This window comes from Spirosoma litoris (assembly GCF_054776755.1).
The window spans coordinates 35,693-59,622 of record NZ_BAAHBI010000004.1 but is presented as its reverse complement, the minus strand read 5'-3'; the positions used below and the strand labels follow the sequence as shown (position 1 = coordinate 59,622).

General features: G+C 45.5%; 21 protein-coding genes and 1 tRNA gene. 10 read left to right on the top strand and 12 right to left on the bottom strand.

All coding sequences use genetic code 11. From position 1 onward, the window contains the following. Positions 1 to 1,489 precede the first annotated feature (1,489 nt). The gene (locus ACYVGR_RS02535; RefSeq protein ID WP_460953695.1) at positions 1,490 to 2,227 is read left to right on the top strand and encodes a LytR/AlgR family response regulator transcription factor; all 738 of its coding nucleotides are present in this window, start codon (positions 1,490 to 1,492) and stop codon (positions 2,225 to 2,227) included. 358 nt (positions 2,228 to 2,585) lie between these two features. Next, positions 2,586 to 3,518, top strand: a complete 933-nt coding sequence (locus ACYVGR_RS02530) for a sensor histidine kinase (RefSeq protein ID WP_460953694.1) — start codon at positions 2,586 to 2,588, stop codon at positions 3,516 to 3,518. 4 nt (positions 3,519 to 3,522) lie between these two features. Here ACYVGR_RS02530 and ACYVGR_RS02525 read toward each other — a convergent pair whose 3' ends face one another. After that, positions 3,523 to 5,154 carry an amidohydrolase family protein gene (locus ACYVGR_RS02525; RefSeq protein ID WP_460953693.1) on the bottom strand — a complete coding sequence of 544 codons (1,632 nt, stop codon included), beginning with the start codon at positions 5,152 to 5,154 and terminating at the stop codon, positions 3,523 to 3,525. Between the two features lie 87 nt (positions 5,155 to 5,241). Between ACYVGR_RS02525 and ACYVGR_RS02520 the strand changes: the two genes are divergently transcribed. Both ACYVGR_RS02520 and ACYVGR_RS02515 read left to right on the top strand, forming a co-directional pair. Next, the gene (locus ACYVGR_RS02520; protein WP_460953692.1) at positions 5,242 to 6,204 is read left to right on the top strand and encodes a hypothetical protein; all 963 of its coding nucleotides are present in this window, start codon (positions 5,242 to 5,244) and stop codon (positions 6,202 to 6,204) included. A gap of 54 nt (positions 6,205 to 6,258) precedes the next feature. Continuing rightward, complete coding sequence (locus ACYVGR_RS02515) at positions 6,259 to 7,026, top strand: hypothetical protein (protein ID WP_460953691.1); 768 nt, start codon at positions 6,259 to 6,261, stop codon at positions 7,024 to 7,026. Positions 7,027 to 7,144: 118 nt separating this feature from the next. On the opposite strand, the gene ACYVGR_RS02510 is transcribed toward ACYVGR_RS02515, so the two are convergent. The 6 genes from ACYVGR_RS02510 to ACYVGR_RS02485 form a co-directional block, all read right to left on the bottom strand. Further along, complete coding sequence (locus tag ACYVGR_RS02510; protein ID WP_460953689.1) at positions 7,145 to 7,600, bottom strand: hypothetical protein; 456 nt, start codon at positions 7,598 to 7,600, stop codon at positions 7,145 to 7,147. Between the two features lie 49 nt (positions 7,601 to 7,649). Further along, positions 7,650 to 8,525 carry a metallophosphoesterase family protein gene (locus ACYVGR_RS02505; RefSeq protein ID WP_460953687.1) on the bottom strand — a complete coding sequence of 292 codons (876 nt, stop codon included), beginning with the start codon at positions 8,523 to 8,525 and terminating at the stop codon, positions 7,650 to 7,652. A gap of 12 nt (positions 8,526 to 8,537) precedes the next feature. Continuing rightward, the gene (locus ACYVGR_RS02500) at positions 8,538 to 9,203 is read right to left on the bottom strand and encodes a hypothetical protein (RefSeq protein ID WP_460953686.1); all 666 of its coding nucleotides are present in this window, start codon (positions 9,201 to 9,203) and stop codon (positions 8,538 to 8,540) included. 4 nt (positions 9,204 to 9,207) lie between these two features. Beyond that, positions 9,208 to 10,476 (bottom strand): glycerophosphodiester phosphodiesterase, encoded by a 1,269-nt coding sequence (locus ACYVGR_RS02495; RefSeq protein ID WP_460953684.1) that lies wholly within the window; start codon positions 10,474 to 10,476, stop codon positions 9,208 to 9,210. After that, complete coding sequence (locus tag ACYVGR_RS02490; RefSeq protein WP_460953682.1) at positions 10,473 to 11,207, bottom strand: hypothetical protein; 735 nt, start codon at positions 11,205 to 11,207, stop codon at positions 10,473 to 10,475. The genes ACYVGR_RS02495 and ACYVGR_RS02490 overlap by 4 nt, the downstream gene beginning before the upstream one ends. A gap of 220 nt (positions 11,208 to 11,427) precedes the next feature. After that, positions 11,428 to 11,772, bottom strand: coding sequence for a hypothetical protein (locus tag ACYVGR_RS02485; RefSeq protein WP_460953680.1), 345 nt, complete (start codon positions 11,770 to 11,772; stop codon positions 11,428 to 11,430). A gap of 502 nt (positions 11,773 to 12,274) precedes the next feature. Between ACYVGR_RS02485 and ACYVGR_RS02480 the strand changes: the two genes are divergently transcribed. Further along, positions 12,275 to 12,676 (top strand): hypothetical protein, encoded by a 402-nt coding sequence (locus tag ACYVGR_RS02480; protein ID WP_460953678.1) that lies wholly within the window; start codon positions 12,275 to 12,277, stop codon positions 12,674 to 12,676. Positions 12,677 to 12,736: 60 nt separating this feature from the next. Here ACYVGR_RS02480 and ACYVGR_RS02475 read toward each other — a convergent pair whose 3' ends face one another. Beyond that, positions 12,737 to 13,768 (bottom strand): PorP/SprF family type IX secretion system membrane protein, encoded by a 1,032-nt coding sequence (locus tag ACYVGR_RS02475; protein ID WP_460953677.1) that lies wholly within the window; start codon positions 13,766 to 13,768, stop codon positions 12,737 to 12,739. Between the two features lie 293 nt (positions 13,769 to 14,061). Between ACYVGR_RS02475 and ACYVGR_RS02470 the strand changes: the two genes are divergently transcribed. Both ACYVGR_RS02470 and ruvB read left to right on the top strand, forming a co-directional pair. Then, positions 14,062 to 17,667: a T9SS type B sorting domain-containing protein gene (locus ACYVGR_RS02470; RefSeq protein WP_460953675.1), complete on the top strand. Its 3,606-nt coding sequence runs from the start codon at positions 14,062 to 14,064 to the stop codon at positions 17,665 to 17,667. A 100-nt stretch (positions 17,668 to 17,767) separates the two neighbouring features. Further along, a complete protein-coding gene (gene ruvB, locus ACYVGR_RS02465) occupies positions 17,768 to 18,796 on the top strand; it encodes a Holliday junction branch migration DNA helicase RuvB (RefSeq protein ID WP_460953673.1) in 1,029 nt (342 codons plus the stop codon). 70 nt (positions 18,797 to 18,866) lie between these two features. On the opposite strand, the gene ACYVGR_RS02460 is transcribed toward ruvB, so the two are convergent. From ACYVGR_RS02460 to era, 4 genes are all read right to left on the bottom strand, one after another. Continuing rightward, a complete protein-coding gene (locus tag ACYVGR_RS02460; protein WP_182459671.1) occupies positions 18,867 to 19,175 on the bottom strand; it encodes an ArsR/SmtB family transcription factor in 309 nt (102 codons plus the stop codon). 200 nt (positions 19,176 to 19,375) lie between these two features. Next, positions 19,376 to 20,302 carry a DMT family transporter gene (locus ACYVGR_RS02455; protein WP_460953671.1) on the bottom strand — a complete coding sequence of 309 codons (927 nt, stop codon included), beginning with the start codon at positions 20,300 to 20,302 and terminating at the stop codon, positions 19,376 to 19,378. A gap of 94 nt (positions 20,303 to 20,396) precedes the next feature. Further along, on the bottom strand, positions 20,397 to 21,704 hold the full coding sequence (gene der, locus ACYVGR_RS02450) for a ribosome biogenesis GTPase Der (RefSeq protein WP_460953669.1): 1,308 nt from the start codon (positions 21,702 to 21,704) through the stop codon (positions 20,397 to 20,399). A 103-nt stretch (positions 21,705 to 21,807) separates the two neighbouring features. Next, positions 21,808 to 22,728, bottom strand: a complete 921-nt coding sequence (era, locus tag ACYVGR_RS02445) for a GTPase Era (protein WP_460953667.1) — start codon at positions 22,726 to 22,728, stop codon at positions 21,808 to 21,810. 147 nt (positions 22,729 to 22,875) lie between these two features. Between era and ACYVGR_RS02440 the strand changes: the two genes are divergently transcribed. From ACYVGR_RS02440 to ACYVGR_RS02430, 3 genes are all read left to right on the top strand, one after another. After that, positions 22,876 to 22,948, top strand: a tRNA-Met gene (locus ACYVGR_RS02440). Between the two features lie 119 nt (positions 22,949 to 23,067). Beyond that, positions 23,068 to 23,229, top strand: a complete 162-nt coding sequence (locus tag ACYVGR_RS02435) for a hypothetical protein (protein ID WP_460953666.1) — start codon at positions 23,068 to 23,070, stop codon at positions 23,227 to 23,229. 441 nt (positions 23,230 to 23,670) lie between these two features. After that, complete coding sequence (locus tag ACYVGR_RS02430) at positions 23,671 to 23,805, top strand: Fic family protein (RefSeq protein ID WP_460953665.1); 135 nt, start codon at positions 23,671 to 23,673, stop codon at positions 23,803 to 23,805. Positions 23,806 to 23,930 lie beyond the last annotated feature (125 nt).

The following is a 23,930-nucleotide window of genomic DNA, read 5'->3' as shown; positions in this document are numbered from 1 at the left end:
GAAAGAGGAGACTATCCCTGATCGAACAGTTTCTGTAAAAAAAAATGCAATAAGCTATTGCGTTGATCTTAAGCTCGTTTACCTGCTATTAGTTGGGCATGCTAAGCCAACGAGGTTCCAGCTTGATTGGGGTATAACTGGTTGCCGCCGATCGGTTATAATCCTGAACAATGGAGTAGAACGTTTTCATATGTATTAAGAGGTAGATTAATAGTGGTTCTATGAGCAAGTAGTACCAGCTAATCAGTGATTAGCTAAGGCAATTGGGCTATAGCGTTGAGAAGTTCACACAGAATATATTCCCAAATCAGCAAACCCGTTTACTTATTGGCCGCTATCCCAATATGATTTTGCCTTTTCAGTTGATCATCGAAAAGATTCATTGGCTGAGTAAAAAGTCAGAATATGACCTTGAGTCCACTTGCAGAAATGGGCTAGTCTGGCTAGAATGATCTCAATAATTAGTAAACCAAAAGTAGGTTTACGCCTATACGCTAGAGCTTTTGTAATGCAGACAGACCACTTTTAATTTATAAAATTGATACTGCTAGTAGATTTCAGCAGGTATCGTAGCTAAATTGTTGCCAATTATTCTTATAGAGTCACTTATTATTTCCTAAACACACTTATTTTGTGTATATAATCTCGTTTTTTACATGAACGAGGATTTTCTCACAATGAATGATGCAAATACATATAGAAAACTAATAGTTGAGAACACGAAGTAACTTCTAACCAATACACATCTAGCAGCAATAATCTATCTGCCCAAAGCCTGAATCTGTCGTACGCTAGAATTACTCAATCTAGATAGACTCTCCAGCTATTTGCCCAAATCGTAGCTATCCATTCCTATTTCATAACAGACTCTATTTTTACTCATAAAAGCCAGGAATTCCACTTATCCAGCCCACTAAAATAGCCGCTCTAGCTTTGCAATGGAATTGGGAGTTAACCCCTATAAACTGCATCTATTTTTATAGTTAACAGTGTTAACAGACAAGTTCAGTTCTGCAAATTCAGGGTAGTTAAGATGAAAGAGTCGTTTTATTCTTTATAATCCCTGGCATTCAACATCAAATTGGATTGATAATTGCAAGGTCGACTTTGGCCATTCATCCAGCTCATTAGAATCATTTATCTGGCAATGCACTCAGTAACCTAGTTTGTCTGAATGCGCTGAGGTTACTAATCTAGATGTAGCAGTATTAAACCTATAGTCTGTACCTGTGTTTGCTTTTTGACTAATATTCAATATGAACAATAAGTATATGCATTTAGCTTTATCAGCAACTATCTGTTATATAAGAGACAACGTATAGTTGGTTAAGTAGTCCGGGGCACTTATAGCTAGTTAGCAACAGTCAGGCAGAACAATCAAAACTCGACTATATCTATCGTAACTGTATGTAGCTATTTATTTTTGCTCAATTACTTTTTGTAACTAACTTGGCATTAATAATACTTCGTAACTTCACTATACCTTCTCATGTATTCCTGTCTCATTGTTGAAGATGACCCCATCTTTGTTGATCAACTCAGGGCATATCTGGCTCAAACAACCCTCTTCGAATCACCCCTAGTTTGTTCTACAGCTATGGATGCTTTCGTGGTGCTGACTACTAAAAACGTCGACCTTTTAATTCTTGATTATGATTTACCGGGAATGACGGGCCTGGAATTAATTCAGGGGTTAACAAATCTTCCGCCCGTTATAATGACTACGGTGTATAGTAGTCACGCTGCCACTTGCTATGACCTGGATGCAGTCGTTGATTTTCTGGTCAAGCCGTTTGATTACATGCGTTTTTTCCGGGGCATTCGGCGAGCCTTAGCGGCACTACCCCAACTCACAGAAAGTAAGCTAGTAGAGCCACTTCCTGTTGTCAATGAGAAAAAGCATATGTTCTTTAAGTCGGGCAGGAAGATGAACCGATTTGTGCTCGACGATATCTTATATGCCGAAGCCTATGGCACATATATAAAGGTGTACACCTTAACCGGCCCCGTAATTATAAACCAGCGCCTAAAAACGCTGGAAAACGAACTCCCCGGCGATCGATTTGTGCGTATACACAAATCGTTTATCATCAATGTGCAGCATCTTAGCCACTTAGAGGCTCACCAGGTACAGGTTTCAACGAAAAAATTCCCGATTGGGGTTACTTACCGTCCATCAGTGCTTCAGTTTATGCAGCAGGCAGGGGTTTTAGGAACGAGTAATTAATGGCTTTATGAGCTGGGTTACCCGACTCCGAACAAGACTTTATCCAAAAGATCGCCTTGATGCACTTCCTGCGTTTGATCGAGTCAGATTTGTGACATTAGCCAACATTGGTTGGTTCGGTATACCGTTGTTGGCACTTCTGATAACCATCAATCTTGTTTTTCACAATTATGATCGAGCGCTTAATAACCTCGTAACCATTTCTTTATACCTATTCCCGACACTATGGTTAATATATCGTTATAAACTAAAGCTTGCTTCATGGTATTTCATCTGTGCAATGTACATCGCAGCAATCTGGGGTCTCTACACCAGGCTGATAGTCCACGTAGATGTACATCTTGAGATGTATTTTATCATGATTACTCTCTTTTCCATCATTTTATTGGACGATAAGGCATCTGTGATTGTTCCTGTTTTCATGGCCATTAGCTATATAACAGCCAGGCTGCTCGTACTTAGGCAGTTGAACCTTCCGCTTGAAATTGGCCAATTCAACTCGGGTTTAGGTGTATTTATTGTACTTACCTATGTTACTTACACTGTCAAGAGAATAGCCACTACGATTCAGGAGGTTGTCCAACAACAAAACAAACAGTTACAACAAAAAAACCATGAGCTCAGCGAAAGTAATCTTGTAAAAGACAAACTGTTTGCCATACTGGGTCATGACCTCCGAAGCCCTATTGTGAGTCTCAAAGTCCAACTCATGAATGTGCAGAAAGGGTATACAACAACTGAGCAATATGCCGAAGCCAATACCCGACTGCAGCTAACTGTAGATAGCGTGTTCAGCACGCTCGATAACTTACTCAATTGGACTCAACTCCAGCGTGGTGGCATTCATGTCACATTCACTCAGTTCGATTTGCAGGAAGTTGCTCAATCGGTGCTTTTACTATACAATTTTGAGGTTCCAAATAAGCAATTGACCGTAACGACACTTTATGAGCCAGCCCCCGTACTTGCAGATGAGCATCAATTAACAATTGTGGCCCGCAATCTCATCCAGAATGCGATTAAGTTCACCCCTAAAGGTGGACATATTCAGCTAAGTACTCGCCAGTTAAACGGTCGATCTCAATTAATTATTCAGGACACGGGTGTTGGCATGCCTAAATCCATTGGTATGGAAACAAGACCTATTGGCGCGTCTAGTTACGGGACTGCAGGCGAAAAAGGTACAGGGCTGGGCCTGGAAATCAGCCGGGAATTTGTGCGACTCAACAATGGTCAGTTACTAATTGACAGTGTCCTTGGTATGGGAACTACGGTTACAATGGAATTTTGAGTCGTTATTCATTCTTGCCGCCACTCACTTTACCTGCTTTCGCTGGAACGCCGGGTTGAGTGATTTCGAAGTTTTCTTTCTGCTTGGCATCAGCTACCAGCTTCCGTACATCGGCCAGTAGTTTTTTAGCATCGTACACAATACCATCCTTCACGGTGTAGGTAACACCACCCACACGCTCAACTTCGTTTTTTTCATTGAGGTGAATAGCGCCGGTTCCGTACAGAACCTTCAGATTCGCCAGCGGATTCTGATCGATAATCACGAAATCGGCCAGTTTACCCACTTCCACCGAACCAATCTGATCGGCCATACCGAGCGCTTCAGCGCCTTTTAACGTAGCCGCCCGAATAACTTCGAGCGGGTGAAAGCCAGCTTCGCGCAGCAGTTCAAGCTCGCGAATGTAGGCAAAGCCATATAGTTGATAAATGAAGCCGGAATCAGACCCTGCCGTAACGCGGCCACCCCGGTTTTTGTACTCGTTGATGAACGCCATCCAGAGTTGGTAATTCTTTTTCCAGGCCACTTCCTGTTCCGTTCCCCACGATTGCCAATATGACCCGTGCGAAATACGACTGGGACCGTAGAAACGCCAGAGGCTCGGCATTGTGTACTCTTCATGCCACTCGGCACGCCGAGCCAACATCAATTCACGGTTAGCTTCGTAGATATTGAAGGTTGGATCAAGCGTAAAATCCAGCGAAATCAGTTCGTCCATTACTTTATTCCAGCGATCGGAGCCTGGTTTAGCAGCTTGCTGCCACAGATTACCTGCTTCCTCGAAACGATTCTGCTCGTTGCCATAATTGTAATTAACCGGATAGTTTTGGATGGTTTTATCTTCGAACAAGGCTTCGGGAAGTCCATACCAATGTTCGAGTGAAGTCAAGCCCGCTTTTGCGGTTGCCAGGGCATTCATACGAGCCACTTCCAACTGAGCATGGTGGCAAGCCGAACGCAAACCAAGCTTCTTGTTCTCTTCCAGCGCAGCCCGAAATATGTTTGGTTCGGCGCCAAAGAATTTAATGCCGTCGGCGCCCCGCTTCGCATTCAGTTGCACCCAGGCGCGGGCCTGTTCGGGCGTGCTGATTGGCTCTTTTGCCCCCTGTCCAAAAACGGTGTATGCTTTGATACGAGGAGCGGTAATTTCATTCCGTTCACTTTTGGCGCGATGTTCAAGTACCCAGTCCAGTCCGTTGCCACAAGATGGATCGCGAATTGTTGTAATGCCATGCCCGAGCCAGAGTTTAAATACATACTCCGCATTGGCCCCCTGCGCCTGTCCGCCAATATGGCCGTGCATATCCACAAAACCCGGCATCAGATACATGCCTTCGCAGTTCAGTTCTTTATCACCGGGGTCGGCTTTGGGTCGACTTTTCGGATCAATCGGCACACCGGGATAACCAACCTGACGAATCTGTGTAATTCGATTTTTCTCGACCACAATATCCATCGGCCCGACAGGTGGTGCACCCGTGCTGTTGACCAACGTAACACCCCGAATAATCAGCTTCCCAAACGGTCCGTCACCCTCGTGGCGTGGTGGTGATTTTTCGACCTGAGCCGTTACAGAATGGAGAAAGAATAAGGAACAATGAATGAAGAGGAGTACCCGAGAGAAAGGTCGTATCATGATTGGGTAAATCGTTTGGCTAAACAGTTGTAAGATAAGCGAAACCGTCGGACTTTTGTAGCATAGCGCGGCCGAAACAGGCATATTATGAAACAGATCGTCACTAAAAATTTCTTACTCTTTGTTCTGATTCTTGCCGTCATCTTCGCTTTCGCTATGAAAGCAACCATTTTCCAGAAAGAGCCTGATCCGAAACCCAAACCTGCCGATACCTTATCGGCTCATTTCAACAGCTATTGGTTTTCGGGAAAGGCCGAAGTAAATAGTTACCAGCTCAAACAGGCGAAAAATGGTGCTCTGAATGATGGCGAGGCCATGTTGATCTTTATGACCGAAGATTTTCGGACCGACAAGCAGGTAAAAACCGACAACAAGGAAAACGCAATACCCGTACTGAAAACAACCAGCTCCAAAAAGTTTTCGACGGGAGCTTATGAGTACTCGCTGTTGGCTTCCGTATTTACGCCAATCAATAACCCTACCAACGGGCCGCCCCTTTTCCCGAACACCCTGAAAGTCAGCCTGTCTGATCAGGAGTGGGATGGGCATAGCTATCTCCAGGTTAATTACCGAAACAACGGGTATCAGGTGAGTGGCAAGTCCTATTACGAGAAAGAGGCCGATGAAAACTATACCATTGCCAAAGCCATGTTTGAAGATGAACTCTGGAATCGGATTCGTCTGAATCCAGACAAGCTACCTAGTGGTGAATTACAACTGATTCCGGGCACAATGGCTACCCGATTACGTCGGAAACCACTTGAGCCCCTGCCCGCCAAAGCGACACTCGCCGATTATGAAGGCGTTCTGTATCCGGGTCTATACCTTAAATCCTACACCATCGAATACCCTACCGACGACCGGACACTGATCATTATTTTCGAGAAGTTATTCCCCCATAAAATTGTTGGCTGGGAAGAAACCTACGATACCAAAGATAACCTTCTGACCTCGAGAGCGGTTCTTAAGAAGACAACTCAAACGGATTACTGGAATCATAAAGCGCCAGCCGACAGTGTGTTACGGCAATCGCTTCTATCAACACGATAAAACCAAAGCGTCGAATTCAGGCATTCTCAACTGCTTCAGCGCCTAGAAAATCTTATGAAACACATACTGATTGGTTGCTTCTTTCTAACCTTATTTTTTTCCTGTTCTGACAGTGGCGACAAAGCCAAAACGATCGCAGAGGGCCCCGTTTATACGCTGATTTTTCTGGATAAAACCCGAAGTGTCAATATCAACAAATCGTTTGTGGCTCAGAAATACCAGAAGGCGCTGACCGACATTATCGAGCAAAATATCCGGCAGAAAGGCGACAAACTGGATGTCTATTTTATTCACGAAAACACGTCCAAAGCTCGTGCGTTAAACCTGACCGTTCGCTCCGAAATGGAAGATGTATCGGCAGCCAGCCCCACTGACCGCGAAGCCGCCGAAACCGAGTTTAATTTGAGTCTCTCGCGAGAGAAAGCGCAGATTCGGCAACGTGTATTCCAACAGTTAGTTGCGCAGAACACAGGATCATCGAATCGGGAGACCGACATCTGGGCCAGTCTACCCGTCATTGCCAAAGCGAATGAAACAGGAGCGACCGTGAAGGTCTATTACCTCAGCGACATGATCGAGAGTGTGAAAGGGACTACCCGGCGGGATTTTCAGGTAAAGCCGCCTAAAGACAATGCGCAGGCCGATGAATGGGCCAAAGCCGATGCCGAACAACTCAAACGCTATACAATTGGTAGTCCTGAAATCTCGATGATCCTGCCGTTCGAGCCAAACGCGTCTATTAAGGAAAATAATCCCTCGGTAACGCAGTACTGGCAAACGTTATTTTCGGCCTTAGGCGCCGGGACTGTAACGGAGGACTGAGCTAGTACTCGTCCAATTTAGTTCCTACAGATTCTTTGGATTCTATCATCTTTGATTATCAGCACAATAGGACCAACCGCGCGGGCGGCCCCGAGAATCTATTTTGCCAAGGCACTAGTCAATGGACTACAAATCCGGGAGGCACATCTTTCATGGCATCGCCCCAGTTTGACTTGATTTTACTATCCAGGGTACGGCTGTACATAATCGCGGGATACATAGCCGAAAGCCGGGTAGCAATTGGTCGCTCTATGGCGTATTCAACCCAATTGTTGTTGTACTTAAGGAGAAGAAATAGCTCTTTTTTATACGATCGCCACACTGCCTGACGGCTATCTATAAATCCCCATATACTACTCTTAAGGAGCAATTGCCTTTTCGCGTGCGCATAGCGAACAATTAAATATTTGCTCAGCGCTCCCCTCGACTCAATCGCCGTAATTTGATCCGCTGTATCGGGAAGATCCGGCCTTATCGATAAATCCTGACTTCGATAGAGGATACGGTATTGAGCGTCTGTCTGTTGACTATATAATAGGCCCAACAATAGAGGTATCAAGCGCAGCCAGTTCATAACGAGGATAGCTAGTTTTACGTAGAAGACACGTCGGCCTGTTCACTACTTATTCAGCGGAAACTTCGGTTGGAATTTCAAATTGGTAGCCCACCGAAAAGCTCGAAAAATCACTTTTCAGGCAGTACGAGGTTAGCAACAACCCTTCGCCTTCACGTTTTACGGCAAGATAGTGAAACATTGGCTTATAAGTTAACGCCAAATCGGGCAGGCGGCTCGGTGATGTATTGAGCGGCTGGCGAAGTCCACCCCCACCGCCAATCACCAGAAACGTTTTGCCTTCAAATTCATAGCGCTCAAAGGCATGTGAGTGGCCCGTAATAAATAAACGCGCTTTCTGAGATTGAACATAAGCCGGAACAAACCGTTGCTGTACCAGCTTCGACGACCCCACTAACTTGCTATTCGAATAGGGCGCATGATGACAGGTAACGATGACCACCTTCACAGCGGGGTCATTATCAAGATCCACCAGCGTTTGTTGGTACCAGGTTTGCTGAGCTACCAAATCAGCAATAGAGAGCGTACTGAAATTAGAATTCAGCATGACCACCGCAATTTCGTCGGTTATTTTTACATAGCCGGTTGGGCTGTGCTCAGGAAATCGCTGCTGAAAATTCTTAGCGCCTTTGCGGGGGCGACCCATTACATCATGATTGCCCATAATGGCATACACAGCCGTTTTCACTTCTGTACATTGAAGCAAAAATTGATCGATGATTCGCCACTTTCGGTTTCGGTAACCCAGCGAAACAATATCGCCCAGCCAGTAAAGAACCGCCGGATGAATCCGTATAATTTCAGCAAAAATTGCCTGCGTTGCTTTTGTATTCTGATGCGTTCGCAACACCAGTCGTTCAACCCACATGGGCGCCTGCGTGTCACTTAAAAATAGAATTTCGCGTTTCGCTGAGTCTTGTTCCATAACGTCCTCTTTTTACCAGGAAAATGCTCGCCAGACAAGCTGAAGCTCTGCGGTAAACGCAGCATTTTCAGTTGCTACAGCATCGAACCATTTTAATTCACCCGCTACCCTGAATTTACGCCCGATTGGATAAGTGTACGATGCAGCCGCCATCCAGCCCAGACTATTGGTATTACTGAAAACCGTTCCGGCGTAATCGAGTCGGGAGTGGTTTACATATAGGCCTGTTCCGGCCGTTATAGCAAGCCGCCGAACCAGACTTTTATCGGTTCCCCTAAGCCAGGCCAATGGCATCGAGAATACCAGCAAAATCGGAATAGTCGATACATACACGTGGGCATTTTCACCAGCAACCTGCCCTTTATAACTATACATCGTTGTCCAGCCAGTTTCCAGTCCCATCCGTAATCGATGATCGGGATACCACATTACACGGAGTGAACTCGGCACCCCAAATCGGCTGACGTGCGTTTGCTCTAGCGCAGCCGGAACGCCAAGGTGGGTTGCGTAATAAGACAACCCGCCCCCCGCCGTTACAACCAACGTATAAGGCCCGCGTGTCGAATCTGTCAAAACGTGTACTGGTCGCTGACGCCGAATCCTAGATTGGGCCACAACGGTTACGTTACTGATGAACAGCAAGGTTAGCACTGCTAATATTTGTAAACGAATAATCATGCGCTTACTGTTGTTCGATATAATGATAATACGCTACTACCGGCGAATAATTAGACAAAATCCCATCGAAATGATTCTGACTGATAAACTCCCGGATAAATTCGGGTTCATCGAGCGTCCACACGAAAACCGTTAACCCTTCTGCCTGCATGGCCAGCACTTCATCTGTTTGAGGACCTAATGTCCAGCGGGGAGCCCAGATACGGGCGTTCAAACTACGCGTAATAGACGTATCCAATTCACACAAAATTGGCGTGTTATCTTTATTAGCTAAGGCTTTATAGGAGTCTACAGCTTCTGTAGTAGGCAAGCCAATTATAATACGCAGGTTACGCCCTAGGGCCAATGCCTTTTGTCGGTATTTCTGTTGAATGGCCTGTACTTTATCCATTGGGCCGATGTATTTGGTATCGAGCCAGACAAAATCTAAGGATGTATTATTAACGACCGTTTCCAGTGCCTCCTCCAGCGTTGGAATCTTTTCGCCATTGATCAGCCGAACCAGGGTGCTCAGTTGTTGATAGGTATAATCCTCAAGAGGGCCCGCCAGTCCGCTCTTCTGAATGAGCCGCAAATTCAGTGTATTGTCATGATACAATACCGGAACACCATCTTTCGTAAACCGAACATCGACTTCAATTCCTGTGGCACCAAGCCGTGAAGCCAACTTGATAATTTCTACTGAATTCTCGGACGCAGGCAGCAAGTCCGACGTTCGGCCTCCGCTTCGATGCGCCATGATCGAAAAGGGTTTCGGATTAAGCGGCCGATTATACGTCAGCGTAAGCGGATTAGTAGGCGTAGCTGATTTGTCGCCGTATAAACCATCAACGACCAGGGTGTCACCAGGAATCAAACTACCTTTAAAGAGCTGTAGCTTTCCATTATGCTTTTCTCGTACAATCAACCGAACTTCACCAATAGACTCATTCACTAGCTTACGCCAGTAACCTTTCAACACCAGGCTATCGGCCTCCGGGCTACCTTCCAGATTAAAATAGGTGGCGTCGGTACCCATGAAAATAGACAGATAATGGGTAGTATCTGAGCCGTTGAGCAGATAGGTCCATTTTAAAACCGCCTGATCACCAAACTGACTGGCACCATTCGAAATCGTATAGACCCCTTCCAGAGCCTGCCGGATAGGCGGCACAAACTGCCCCGATCCAGGCGTATTGGTAAACGCATAAGGCACTACAGCTTCGTACGTCTTTCGGCAACCGTCGAAGAGTAGAAATAATAAGCCTATTAGCAGATAATGAGACAGTTTCACAGGATAAAATCAAAAATAAGTTGTGGGTAGAACAGGTTCCGGTCAAAGGTGTCGAAGAGTGACCAGAGCTGCCAGTTGAAATTGGAATAAGCCGCCCGAATCCCTACCGATACATGCCGCTGATGATAAAAAGGCTGCTCTAGCATAAAGGTGAATGCCACGCCGTTGATAGTCCGTCGATTATAAACAACCGCCAGTGAGCCCACCTGCGATCGGTAATAGAGGTCAATGATAGCTTCCGATTTGACGGTTAGTCGCAGGTCTTTCGTTAGTTTATACCCCACCGAAACATTGGGAAACGTTTCGACGCCATAAGCCTGACTAGCGAATACATCTTTGATCTGTAAAGCCCCAAGCCAGCCTGTTACGTCATAACCCGCCGATAAGAACAGGCGGTTTGTTAATGGCGTAGCCCAACGCACGCCCAGACCCAGATTGCTTTGCACAAACTGCGTCTGGAATCGGCTAGTTAGAAACAGGTGCTTGGTTAATCCGCGCTGGATATTGAAATCAACGGCGGGTACGCTCACCCGAACTTCTTCCGTTAATTCGGGCGGAGTAGTTGTAAAAACAACGCCAACCGCTTTACGCCATTTACCCGGTAGCGGTGCCTGCGGAAAATAAATTCCTGGCTGTAGCGGCCAGGTTTCAGGCGCTTGCGTTTGGGCAAACGACGGTACGATAATCAATAAGCCTGCCCATCGACAGATTTTAGTAACTATATTTCGCAAACTAACCACCTACTAAGTTGCTATAAGAATGAGAACTAGTAAACCGTATTAGCAGGGATTATGTTACGACTAACTATCAGGCTATATACGTTTTCTACGTAGTTCTTCTGAATAACAACCAAAAATAGGGGTATTGCAAGGTATATTGGCGAGTGCCTAATCGCGCGAACGGCTATAAAGCACGTTGCTGACTTGAGCTTTGCACGGGTAATTTCAACAGCTATTGACTGGATAAGCCTTGCGCTGAGGTGCCTTTAAAACGAGTCGTTAAATAAGGATAATCGCCCATTAGCTGGACAACTTTTCGCCAGTTATTGTACAAAAACCAGTGTATATACGTCCCTGATTCATCCACCCTTTTAAACTCTCGAAGCAATGCTTTATCCACAGTGGGGTCAGCCATCCGCAATATCATCTTCAGGCCAAGGTTAATATCTTCCAGTTCGGCTTTGGTAAATTCTTTACCCCATTTACGGGGTAGCGTGCCAGGAAACACCACTTCCGAAGCAATTAATGTCTTAATGTACTCCTTGAGTAAGTCTATATTAATTTGATTGTCCATCATTGTTGAGTTTCACAAAATAGATGTAACTAAAATCCTGCCAAATTTTAGAATCATCTTACGAAACATAGTAAACGTGTCTGTTATTTTACAATTCGACTACCAACTAACTATAACTGACAGTATTACAGGCGCTTAAAAACAGACTCTATTGAAACATAAAAAATGATCGCTCAACGGCTACTGTAAAAAACGCTGACCTTAGAAAAGTCAGCGTTTAAACCTAACCCATAAGAGCTCACAACCCCACTTACAGGATTGCAATCGCTAACAAATTAAAAAGTAAATTATCGATGCAGTAACATATTGACTGAGTGGTATTCTCACATCAGGCCGATTAAATTGACTATCTATGCACGCCGTTGCCTAAAATTGATTGGTTCTGAGCCTAAACGTTCATCTTAGCGCCTGGCAGCTATCAATAAAAATCGACTGATTTTTTATTTCGCAGCTCAATGACAACCCACCCAATATCGACTACAGACTTGCCCAATTAATGAATTATATGAATAAACCAGAAGAGGCTCTCCGCTTGAAGATTATGGAGATTTGTACCGAGACAAAACGGGAAACGCCTAACGGATGGACATTAACAGCTACACTAGGTGAGTTCATGCAACGCTGTCTGGTCAATCAAATTATTGACGGAGACACCCGGATCGAAGCTGTTCAGTTAGAAGTCGAAGAGTTTCTGGATGCGCTTGTCCTGCTATCAGAGCTTACGCCCTTATTGGCAGTAGGCGATAGCCTGATGGGTACATCGGGACAATTGTTTCGTATAACCGGTCGGCGTTTTTATCCGGTCGACAAGATTATCAACTATCATTTTGCCTATATATTCGACCGCGATGACGAGCCAGAATATTACGACGACCAGGAAAGTGATCGTGAAGAAGAAGCTGATTGAAAAGCGTGATTACAAACCTATAAGGTTTTTGAAACCTTATATAAACAGTACCAACTACCGTTAGAATTTCGGGCAGGGCAGTTTTTTATCCCGACGCTTTACGCCAGGACGTCCCTTTTCGGGCTTGTCGAAAATATAAGACAACGACAACTCGTGCGATCCACCACTATTACCAAGGGTTGAGATCGTGACGTCGTAGCTATAGCCAATAGAGAATTTTTCCATCCGCCAGCCAATCAGAGCCGCAACGGCATCGTGGTTATTAAGCGTCTGCTCGTATTTTTTGAATGGAATACCGCGATAATAAGCCCCGATTGTTAATGGTGAATAGGTCAGATAAGCGCCAATGTCCAACTGGTCATATTTGCCCTGATGCTTATACATAATCACAGGCGATAAACTAATTTCCCGGTCCAGGTCATCAGCAAGCCCGGTGAAACTACCCAACGGAATCCGAAGGCCCGCCTGAACACTGGTTTTCATTGGCAATCGCTCGTTCTCACTAATAAAGAATCCCTGTGCAGGTCGGTTGATATGATGCGCCGATAGGCCAACCCAGAACCAATCAGAATAAAAAAGACCACCAGTCGAAAAATCAAGGTATTTGTTGGTGGGGTAACCGCCTTGCAAGACAGGATCACCCGAGACGCTGCCCGTAATAAAGCCGCGGTCAGTAAACTGATCGCCAGTAGTCAGGCCAAAATAGTTGATACTCCGGTTTACGTAAGACCCCTGCAACCCTAAACGCACAAACGATGATTCACTAATTTGGAATTGGTATGCATATTGCAACCCAATGTCTGTAGATTGAATCCTTCCCTGACCCTGGTTGTCGCTCTGAATCATCAGCCCGACACCGCTGTTATATTTTTCGATGAAATGATCTACGGCAACCATGGTGGTTACGTAGTTCGTAATGGCAGGCCACTGGTTTCGGTAGTTGGCCGTAATTCGTGGAGCCAGCGCCGAACCAGCGAAGGCCGGGTTCAGGTACATAGGTGCCGCATAGAATTGAGTAAACTGAGGGTCCTGAGCAAAGACCATGCGGCTTAGGGTCAGCGTCAAAAGAGTCAGTAAGTATTTCTTAAGCATAACAGCTAAATCAAGGCAAAGACTGGGCCAACTTTATTGTTGCAACGTTATCAAGACAAACGAAGTATTTAACAACAAAACAATCTATGAAATTAGGCGAATTTTAAGGGCTTTTATGGTGGTTAGTCGATAAAATTTTAACTAAGCATCATCGTTTATAGTAACGTAATGCCCCTGTTGTTGTTATGTTGAGGGAGTGAATTTGAGAGGGTGGCTTTATTATTCAGCGTTTCTTCATGTCAAGGTTTATCAGTCATATCCGGGTAGTTGGAATTCTAGCGGTGCTATTCCTTATGGCAGGACTAACTACGTCCTGGGCGCAGGAAATAAAAATTAGTGGTAAGGCCTGTATTCCCGATCAGGAGTGTGGGGCCGATTCTCTAACGTTTACTGATAGTGTACGCACAGGCGTGACAAAACGTGTCTGGTCGTTCGGCGATGGCGGCACACTTACCAAGCAAGGCAGCGATTCTATCGCCAAGCACGTTTATCAAACAGCGGGTCTGTACACCATCACCTTAACTCGAACCATTAACGGTACTACACAAACGGCTACAACAAAGGTAAATGTTAGTACCCCACCCCCATCGTTTACCAACTGGCGTACCGATACAACCATCTGTAAGGGAGAAAAAATCACGCTTGACCCCTATGCCGGAGCGACTCAATCAGGATATCGGTACTTATGGTATCCAAAGGGAGATACAACCCAGAGCATACAGGTGGATAGCTCCGGTTGTTATTCGGTCGAAGCAATAAGCCCCAATGGTTGCTCCTATCAGAACCGCATCAACGTGGATGTTTGTGGCGAAAAGAAAGAATCGCAGGGAGTAAAGTGGTATTTTGGTCAGAACGCTGGTCTAGATTTTAGCGGTGGTGGTTCGCCCAGTCCCATTACAGATGGCAGTTTGAGTACTATTGAGGGATCATCATCGATTGCTAATACCAAAGGCGTACTGCTGTTTTATACTGATGGGTTAACGATTTATGGAAAAGACGGCAAACCCCTAAAGTCGCTCGTACCGGGCGATACGAATGCCGTTCAGATTCCATTAGATGGCAGTACACACTCTACCCAATCGGCTCTGATTGTGCCCAAGCCGACCTGCCGGGGTTGTGAATATTTATATTACGTGTACACAACGTCCGAAATTCACGGCAAGAAAACACTGACGTATAGTGTTGTCGATATGCGTCAGAATGGCGGGAAGGGCGCTATTGTAGAAAAAAACGTGCTGCTGTCTAATACAGGCACCGAACAATCTGCCTCCGTAGAAAACAAACGTGATTCAACCTATTGGGTAATCACTCGCGTATACGGAACCAACAAATTTGAAGTTCGCCATTTAACGAAAAGTGATAATACTGATCCCGTAACGTATACAGGGGGGCAAGTAATTGACTCTCTGTCCAATGCAGAAGGGTACATTAAAATTGGACCTGCCGACACAACAAGCGCCAATAGCGCTAGTCGACCAATGGCCGTGGTTATCCCTGGCCCGCCCACAAACTCGATTGATTTATACACCTTTAACGACTCAACGGGTGTTCTAACATTCAATCGAACGCTGAAGATAGGACCAGCTCCCCCAAAAGCGTACGGTGTGGAATTCTCGCCTGACGGGAAGAGTCTATACGTGACCATGCTGGCCGACACCAATAGCGATGGTAGTTTAAAAGGATCGTCCTATATTCTGAAGTATGATTTAAACCAGCCCGATTCCTTATTAGCGAGTTCCAAAACAGTTGTCGATAGTAGTACCACCAGACAATATGGGTCTATACAGATTGGACCCGATGGCCGAATTTACGTAGCCATCAAGGGTAGTACATCGTTGGCCACCATCGAAAACCCAAATGGTGGCCTGCTCGATAGCTTACGGTTTAACCCATCGGGTCAATCACTCGGCGGCAAAAAGAGTCAGTTAGGGTTGCCTAACTTAGTGGCTAACTTTAACGATCAATCCAGCGGACCTGGGCTTACCTACTCTGACACATGTGCTAACTCACCAACGGTATTCCAAATTGGACCAAACTGCCCGAAACTTAAAGAGACATATACACTTAATTATGGTGATGGTAGTCGTCCTTATTCGACAACATCATCCCAGCCCGTCACGCATACGTATACAAAACCAGGTTCATATACGGTATCTTTTTCTATTGTGACACGAACGAGCAGTGGGAATATTTGTCAAACCTTTGATAGTACGTATGCCCTGACCATTTTAGAAACTCCACCCGATATACATCTGGGGGCCGATACCGCCATTTGTAATAAAAAAGGTATTACGCTGGATATGAAGGTACAGGCCAAAGTCTATGTCTGGGTGGTTAATGGAGCAGTCGCCAGTAGGCAACAGACCATAAAACTCGACAGGCCCGGCTATTATATTGTAGTTGGTCTGGCGGCCAATGGCGAGTGTTTTAAAAGCGATACGATTGAAGTACAGATCAAACCACCGCCATCACTCGACTTAGGGCCCGATACTGTTTTTTGTTATCGATCATCGATCAACCTGACCGTACCGCAGCAAACCTGGACGCAGTTTCAGTGGAGTAATGGCGGGAATACGCGAACCATATCTGTCTCCAAAGGGGGCACCTATACTGTTACCGCGCAATCGACGGTAAATGGTACCACCTGCGAAAATTCGGATACGATCCGGGTTAGCGAATTGCCTAAACTACGGGTAGCCGCTACCCTGACAGGCCCAACAACCTGCACGTCGGCAGATGGCTCGATTCAACTAATACCGACCCCGGCCGGAATATACCTTTATACCTGGACTCGTTCGGACGGAGCGATTCTAACGGGTACTGGCAGTCGGCAAACCAGTCTGACAGAGGGTGGCTATAAGGTCAGCGTAACGGATAGCATTCACACCTGTAAGGCCGATACTGCCTTTACCTTAAAATCACCAGCCAATCAATTGGCTCTTACCGCATTGGTTAAAGACGCTTTATGCAGCGTACCGAATAGTGGAACCATCAATGTCAACGTTACGGGAGGAACGCCAGCCAGCTACATCTGGCTGGATCGAAACAACAATCTGGTAACAACAACGCCCATTTTGGGGAATGCGTCGCCGGGGCTTTATTCGGTGCAGGTAACGGATATATTGGGCTGTAAAATTCTAAAAGATAGCATTAGGGTGGGTCTTGATAGTACGGGCTTTGCCCGTCTGGGACCGGATACGCTAAAATGTTCAGGAATCGGTGTCGTTCTGTCTCCCTTATCTGGCGATCAACCGGGTAATACCTATCAATGGAGTACCGGGTCATCGGCCCCATTCATTACTGTTTCTCAACCAGGTTCGTATAGCCTTATCGTTAGAAATACACAAACAGGTTGTGTAGGCCGAAGTAATATCCAGGTTGGCGACCGACCACCGCCAACCTTCTCACTTTCAGATAATGTTGCCCTTTGCGAAGGTGATTTAGAGAAAGCACAACTTTCGGCTAATGGAGCACCGGGATTGCACTATCTGTGGCTCACTCGTAATGATACCACTAAAACGATTGTGGTTGACCGAGCCGGTAGTTATTCTATTCGGGTGACTGATCCGCAAGGATGTACGGCAACGGGCATTGCGCGCGTGTTCAATTTGTGTGAACCCCGCGTCAATGTTCCCGATGCATTCACCCCAAACAACGATGGTGTAAACGACGTATTACAGATTTTCACCGCCTATACCACAAACTACGAGTTCCGTATTTACAATCGGTGGGGCGAGGTGATTTTTGCCAGCGATAATCCAGAGCAGAAATGGGATGGCACCTATCATGGATCTACCTATCCATCAATGCTTTACCCATACATTATTACCTATAAAAGTGAATCATTTCCAGAGCGCCCAAAGGTTGTAAAACGAGGCTCAGTATTGCTCATTCGGTAGCGATTTTCTCCTGTTTTTTTCGTAAATTTGAGGTAAACGACCCGGCCAAATAAGCCTATTTTCAGGCAGTCATTTGGCCGGGTCTATACGATTCAAAATCATGCGAAATGACTTTTTAAAGGGCTCGACAGAGGGCATGAGTGCGACCGACAAGGAGATTGAACGGGCGCTTAGACCCCTCTCCTTCGAGGACTTTACAGGGCAGGAAAAAGTCCTCGAAAATCTCGAAGTATTTGTTCGGGCGGCTATGCAACGGGGCGAAGCCCTCGACCATGTTTTGCTTCATGGCCCCCCAGGGTTAGGTAAGACAACCCTATCGCACATTGTTGCCAATGAACTCAACGCCAGTATCAAAATGACTTCCGGACCTGTGCTGGATAAACCCAGTGATCTGGCTGGTTTGTTGACAAATTTGCAACCAAACGATGTGCTCTTTATCGACGAAATTCACCGACTCAACCCTATTGTGGAAGAGTACCTGTATTCGGCGATGGAGGACTATAAAATTGACATCATGCTCGACTCCGGCCCCAATGCCCGAACCGTGCAGATAAAATTGAATCCGTTTACGCTTATTGGCGCCACAACTCGGGCGGGTATGCTTACCTCTCCCCTAAGAGCCCGTTTTGGTATCAGTTGCCGATTGGAATATTATGACGCCAAACTTCTAACCTCCATCGTTCAACGGTCGTCGGCTATTCTGGGAACCGCCATTGACGAAACAGGCGCTTATGAGATTGCACGTCGGAGCCGGGGTACACCGCGTATCGCGAACAACCTCCTGCGCCGTACCCGCGACTTTGCCCAGGTTAAAGGGAACGGTTACATCAACGTCGATATTGCTGAAATCGCGTTGAGTGCTCTGGAAGTTGACCAGAATGGATTAGATGAAATGGATAATCGGATTCTGACAACAATTATCGAGAAGTTCAAAGGGGGGCCGGTAGGTCTCTCAACCATTGCTACGGCTTGTGGGGAGGAATCTGAAACGATTGAAGAAGTCTACGAACCGTTCTTAATTAAGGAAGGCTTCCTAAAACGAACATCGCGCGGACGAGAAGCTACCGAGCGGGCTTATATTCATCTTGGTATCATACCGCCTTATAAAACCGGCGATCTATTTAACTAACAGTCGGTAAGCAAAAAGCGTCAGAAAAAAGACTTTTTTCTGACGCTTTTTCATGTGCCCTCTAACCGGATTAGCTTATTAACTTACTCTTGTAAATACAGTCGATGATCTCCGCTACAGCCGCATCGACCAGAAAGTAATAAATGTTTTTGCCGCTACGCCGGATATCCAGAATACCTTTGTCGCGCATGTTAATTAAGTGGTGCGAAATGAGGGATTGTTCGGCGTTTAGATTTTTGTAGATAGTCGACACATTTAACTCTTTGCTCTCATTCAGCATCTGAATGATCTTTATTCGCAGCGGGTGCGCAACAGCTTTAAGCACATAAGCCGCTTTGTCAATGCGTTTTTCGTCATCTAAAATTTTTTCGGTTGCCATGATAAGGTGGGTAATTGTTTGGGTAATAACGGGGGCCAATATACTCCTAAAATAGACATATGTAAAATACTAACGTCCTGAACGTGAGCGCAACTTTATTTAATGGTTGTTTTTGTAATCCTATCGTAACATGATACTTATTTTATATAGCAGGCTATTTACCTTTAAGTAAGTAATACCCTGATAATAGGCACAATTTGTTAGTTGGTTACAGAAGGAGTTACCTGTTTGTTTCCTTTCCAACCAATCATAAAGACGCCAGCCAATACCAGTAGGGTACCTATAATCTGCTCAATGCTAATCGTTTCATGGAGAATAGTGGTCGACAGGAAAATTGTAAAAATTGGACCAATACTGCCAATAATAGAGGCATTACCCGACCCTACCCGCTTAATTCCTTCAGCAATCATAAACGTCGGAATCACGGTTACAAAAATGCCCATCCCCAACCCTAAGGCATATACGGGTAGTGGATAGCCTCCCAAATGCAACCCATTTTGAACCGCGCAATGCAGCACTGTTGGTACGGTGGCGGCAATCATGGCATAACAGGTATACCGCAGCGACCCAATTAATGGAATCATGCGGTCGCTACCAACCAGATAAACAGCATAGACCAATCCGCTAAGGATAACCCAGAAGGCGCCTAAGACGACATTGTTTTGAGCCGAAGTCTCAATATTGCCCCAAAACGCCAGGAGAATCCCGGCATAGGTTAAGATAAGCGCTACGATCTGTAATTTCGTGACCCGCAAGCCAAAGCCCATGGCGTTCATCAGCAGCACAAAGGTTGGATAGACAAATAGAAGAATACGCTCCAAACTTGCTGTTATGTAAATCAAGCCTAAAAAATTGAAGAAACTGGCAAAGTAATAGCCTGTAATCCCAAATATGGCCAGAGCTGCCCATTGCCGACCTGTTAGTTTAGCCGGGGATTGCTTTCGGTTCAAATTGACTAAAATAACGATGTAGAATGGCAGCGCAAACAACATCCGTAATGTTAGCAGCGAAATCGAGTCAATCTGGTATTGGTAGGCCAGTTTGATAAGAATGCCTTTGCAGGCAAAACAAAAAGCAGCTAAAAAAACCAGAAAAGCGCCAATCCAATAACGTGAGGAAGTTTTCATGATATACTGACCAAAATAGTCAGGAGTAGCCGAGTATCGTAATTAGACGAACAATACCTGGCTACTCCTGACTATATTAACCCTACTCTGTACTTTATTTTTGCCGGAAAAATACCGTAATCGGTACACCTGTAAAGTCAAAATGCTCTCGAAGCCTGTTCTCCAGGAAGCGCTGGTATGATTCCTGAACGTACTGAGGCAGGTTACAGAAAAATACGAACGTTGGCGAAGGCGTTGGCACCTGAAGCATGTACTTAATTTTAATATGCTTCCCTTTGATAGCCGGCGGTGGATATTTCTCGATTTCAGGCTGCATGGCATCGTTTAGCTTCGACGTCGCTACCTTTTTCGTCTTGTTCTCATAAACTTCCATCGCTTTTTCCATCACCTGGAAAATACGTTGCTTCTCATGAACCGACGCAAAAATGATAGGCAGATAGTCGATAGGCATCATTCGCTGAATCATTTCCTTACGCAATCTATCGGCAGTATGCTGGTCTTTTTCAACCGCATCCCATTTATTGACCATGATTACTACGCCCTTTTTCGCTTTCACGGCCTGGCCAATAATGGTCAAATCCTGCGATTCGAGACCGCGCGTTGCATCCAGGAGAATAATACAAACATCCGAATCCTCCATGGCTTTAATCGAACGTAATGTCGAATAAAACTCAACGTTGGAATCAATACGCGCTTTACGGCGAATACCAGCCGTATCGGTCAGAATAAAGTCTTTACCATAAGCTTTGTAGCGGGTGTCGATCGCATCTCGGGTTGTACCAGCGATGGGCGTCACAATGCTACGCTCCTGCCCTGTCAGAACATTCAAAAACGACGATTTACCAACGTTTGGACGACCGAGAATCGCAATTCTTGGAATCCCGGCATCTGGATTTTCAACGCCAGCTGTTGGAAAATGCTTGATCACCTCGTCGAGCAAATCGCCAGTGCCCGTGCCCGTCTGCGATGAAATTGCATACGGATCACCTAATCCAAGTGCATAAAACTCAGCAGCACCATGCGCCCGTTCGCCAGTTTCGGCCTTATTAGCGACCACGTATACTGGCTTCTTGGTCCGGCGTAGAATATTGGCAAAGTCCTGATCCAAGCCAGTAATGCCCGTTTGCGTATCAACAACAAACAACAACACCGTTGATTCCTGAATGGCAATTTCAACCTGTTCACGAATCGACTCTTCAAATACATCCTCAGAGCCAACAACATAGCCACCTGTATCGATGACTGTAAAATATTTATCGTTCCACTCGGCCGTGCCATAATGCCGGTCGCGTGTAACACCACTTTGGTTATCCATGATGGCCTGTCGCTGTTCCGTCAGGCGGTTAAACAGCGTGGACTTGCCCACATTTGGGCGACCAACGATTGCTACAATGTTTGCCATTTTTTTGAAGGAGTGAGGAGCGAGAAGTGAGGAGTGAGAATCCATCCGGCAGCAATCTTTTCACCTACCATTCTCACTCCTCACTACTAACTCCTAATACTTACTATTCATCGTACCCTAACCGCTTGAGCATCCGCTCTTTCTGACGCCAGTCGGGTTCTACTTTTACGAATTGCTCTAAAAATACTTTTTTACCGAAGAAACGCTCCAGTTCCTCGCGGGCCATAATGCCCGTTTTTTTAATCATGTTACCACGTTCGCCAAGCAGAATAGCTCGTTGTGTAGCTCGTTCGACCAGAATTTCGGCCTGAATAACAATGATATCCTCTTTTTCCTTAAAGCCTGTTATAACTACCTCGCTGCTATAGGGAACTTCGCGTTTGTAGTTCAGGAAAATTTTCTCCCGAATAATTTCTGAGGCAAAAAATCGCTCGGGTTTATCGGTCAGTTCGTCCTTGGGAAAATACGGTGGATGCTGCGGCAGTCGACTGATAATCCCGTCAAATACCTGGTCGATATTAAAGCCGTTCAGTGCTGAGATAGGAATGATTTCCTGAGCGTTGAAATGTTCCTTCCAGTATGCAATTTTTTCCATCACCTGATCCTGCGTAGCCTGGTCAATTTTATTGATCAGCAGCAGCACAGGCACTTCTGATTTTTGCAGTCGCTCGATGACGTCGTTTTCGTCGTGTTGTTCAAAAATATCCGTTACAAACAGCACAACATCGGCATCTTCAATGGAGCCACGTACAAAACTCATCATTGACTCATGAAGTTTGTACTGGGGTTTAATGATTCCAGGGGTATCGGAGTAAACGAGCTGGAACTCCTGTCCGTCATGAGTTCCATTCAGGATACCCATTATCCGGTGGCGTGTCGTCTGTGCTTTGGAGGTGATAATAGACAGTCGTTCGCCAACGAGCTGATTCATCAGGGTAGATTTACCGACATTGGGCTTACCAACGATACTGACGAAACCGGCCTTATGATTGGCCGGGAAATTTTCAATGATTTCCGTATTCATTCTTTGAGGTGATCCCGCTGGCTGATTACCAGCGGCTTTAGCAAACAACTCACTCCTGACAAAAAACGTTTCAGACAGCGAATAAACTTTTTTTCACAAAGATAGTTGTATTTATAGAATGTTATCGTACCTTTGCAGTCCAAACATCGCGGGATGGAGCAGTTGGTAGCTCGTTGGGCTCATAACCCAAAGGTCGCTGGTTCGAGTCCAGCTCCCGCTACTAAAAAAAACGCCTAACTAGCTAAAGTCAGCTAGTTAGGCGTTTTTTATTTTGTCATGAGGGCGAATATTCTCTGGGTCTGCTATAACTGGACATTAAGTTAAGAATCATCTAATTTAGTGAACTATGAAAACCACGAGGCAGGACGACTGACTGCACGGGCGGCCCCGGATGAATTTAAACGAATTTATACGTTGCTCAATAAACTGATCAACCTGCCCGCCAAAGCAGACCTCTTGGCTGTTCAGCACAGTAATGCTGATGCGCTGGTCCGAATATAGGAGAAGGTGAAAGCAACTTATCAACTCTTATCCTAAAACAGCCTTGGCTAAACTTAGATCAAGAAACTATATCTTCCTCGAACGAACCTAGTCGGCCGTTTTTTAGATAGTAATCGATTGGGAGTGCCTTGACCGCGAAAAAACCACTAGAAATTGAAATTAGCCACAGTTTAACCTACTCTTAGTTTTGCAACCTTTCTCAGGTTAGCTAGAATTGGCGTCAATTTCCGAAATAGCCACGTTTTACGTTAAATAGCTTAATTTGTAAACTTGGATTTGTTACAGCTTTGACAAAGCCAAGATGGAACACAACTCGGTGAAAAATCCCTAGCCAGCCACCCAATCACTGTGTTATGTCTTGTGACACAAATCCAAAGAGCATCTGTTCTATCCCAAAATTGAGCTTGAGACACCGCGTCAGACGATAAGAATTTCTGAAAAGTGATCAACCCACAGACCTTATCCGTAGAAGAGGTTTTCTATTTTACCTCCTTGCTTCACCTGTGGCTAGCCCGCATTCACCCCTTCGCGGATGGCAATGGCGCCTGGCCCGTTTGGTGGAGAGTTGGTTTTTAGCTCAGCACTTGGGCGAAGTGGCTTGGCGTATTCAGTCGGCGCATGCTTATTATCGGCGTCGAGGCTCCTATTACCAACGTCTCAACTTAGACTCGACCTATGGTTCTTTGGGGCGTAAAGAGTTG

Bases quoted from the DNA above. Each gene is read 5' to 3' on its own strand.
- ACYVGR_RS02515 (WP_460953691.1), top strand. From the start codon at position 6,259: ATGAAACACATACTGATTGGTTGCTTCTTTCTAACCTTATTTTTTTCC.
- ACYVGR_RS02535 (WP_460953695.1), top strand. From the start codon at position 1,490: ATGTATTCCTGTCTCATTGTTGAAGATGACCCCATCTTTGTTGATCAA.
- ACYVGR_RS02475 (WP_460953677.1), bottom strand. From the start codon at position 13,768: ATGCTTAAGAAATACTTACTGACTCTTTTGACGCTGACCCTAAGCCGC.
- ruvB (WP_460953673.1), top strand. From the start codon at position 17,768: ATGCGAAATGACTTTTTAAAGGGCTCGACAGAGGGCATGAGTGCGACC.
- ACYVGR_RS02500 (WP_460953686.1), bottom strand. From the start codon at position 9,203: ATGATTATTCGTTTACAAATATTAGCAGTGCTAACCTTGCTGTTCATC.
- ACYVGR_RS02470 (WP_460953675.1), top strand. From the start codon at position 14,062: ATGGCAGGACTAACTACGTCCTGGGCGCAGGAAATAAAAATTAGTGGT.
- ACYVGR_RS02505 (WP_460953687.1), bottom strand. From the start codon at position 8,525: ATGGAACAAGACTCAGCGAAACGCGAAATTCTATTTTTAAGTGACACG.
- ACYVGR_RS02530 (WP_460953694.1), top strand. From the start codon at position 2,586: ATGATTACTCTCTTTTCCATCATTTTATTGGACGATAAGGCATCTGTG.
- ACYVGR_RS02485 (WP_460953680.1), bottom strand. From the start codon at position 11,772: ATGATGGACAATCAAATTAATATAGACTTACTCAAGGAGTACATTAAG.
- ACYVGR_RS02525 (WP_460953693.1), bottom strand. From the start codon at position 5,154: ATGATACGACCTTTCTCTCGGGTACTCCTCTTCATTCATTGTTCCTTA.
- ACYVGR_RS02480 (WP_460953678.1), top strand. From the start codon at position 12,275: ATGAATAAACCAGAAGAGGCTCTCCGCTTGAAGATTATGGAGATTTGT.
- ACYVGR_RS02520 (WP_460953692.1), top strand. From the start codon at position 5,242: ATGAAACAGATCGTCACTAAAAATTTCTTACTCTTTGTTCTGATTCTT.
- ACYVGR_RS02510 (WP_460953689.1), bottom strand. From the start codon at position 7,600: ATGAACTGGCTGCGCTTGATACCTCTATTGTTGGGCCTATTATATAGT.
- ACYVGR_RS02455 (WP_460953671.1), bottom strand. From the start codon at position 20,302: ATGAAAACTTCCTCACGTTATTGGATTGGCGCTTTTCTGGTTTTTTTA.
- der (WP_460953669.1), bottom strand. From the start codon at position 21,704: ATGGCAAACATTGTAGCAATCGTTGGTCGCCCAAATGTGGGCAAGTCC.
- era (WP_460953667.1), bottom strand. From the start codon at position 22,728: ATGAATACGGAAATCATTGAAAATTTCCCGGCCAATCATAAGGCCGGT.
- ACYVGR_RS02460 (WP_182459671.1), bottom strand. From the start codon at position 19,175: ATGGCAACCGAAAAAATTTTAGATGACGAAAAACGCATTGACAAAGCG.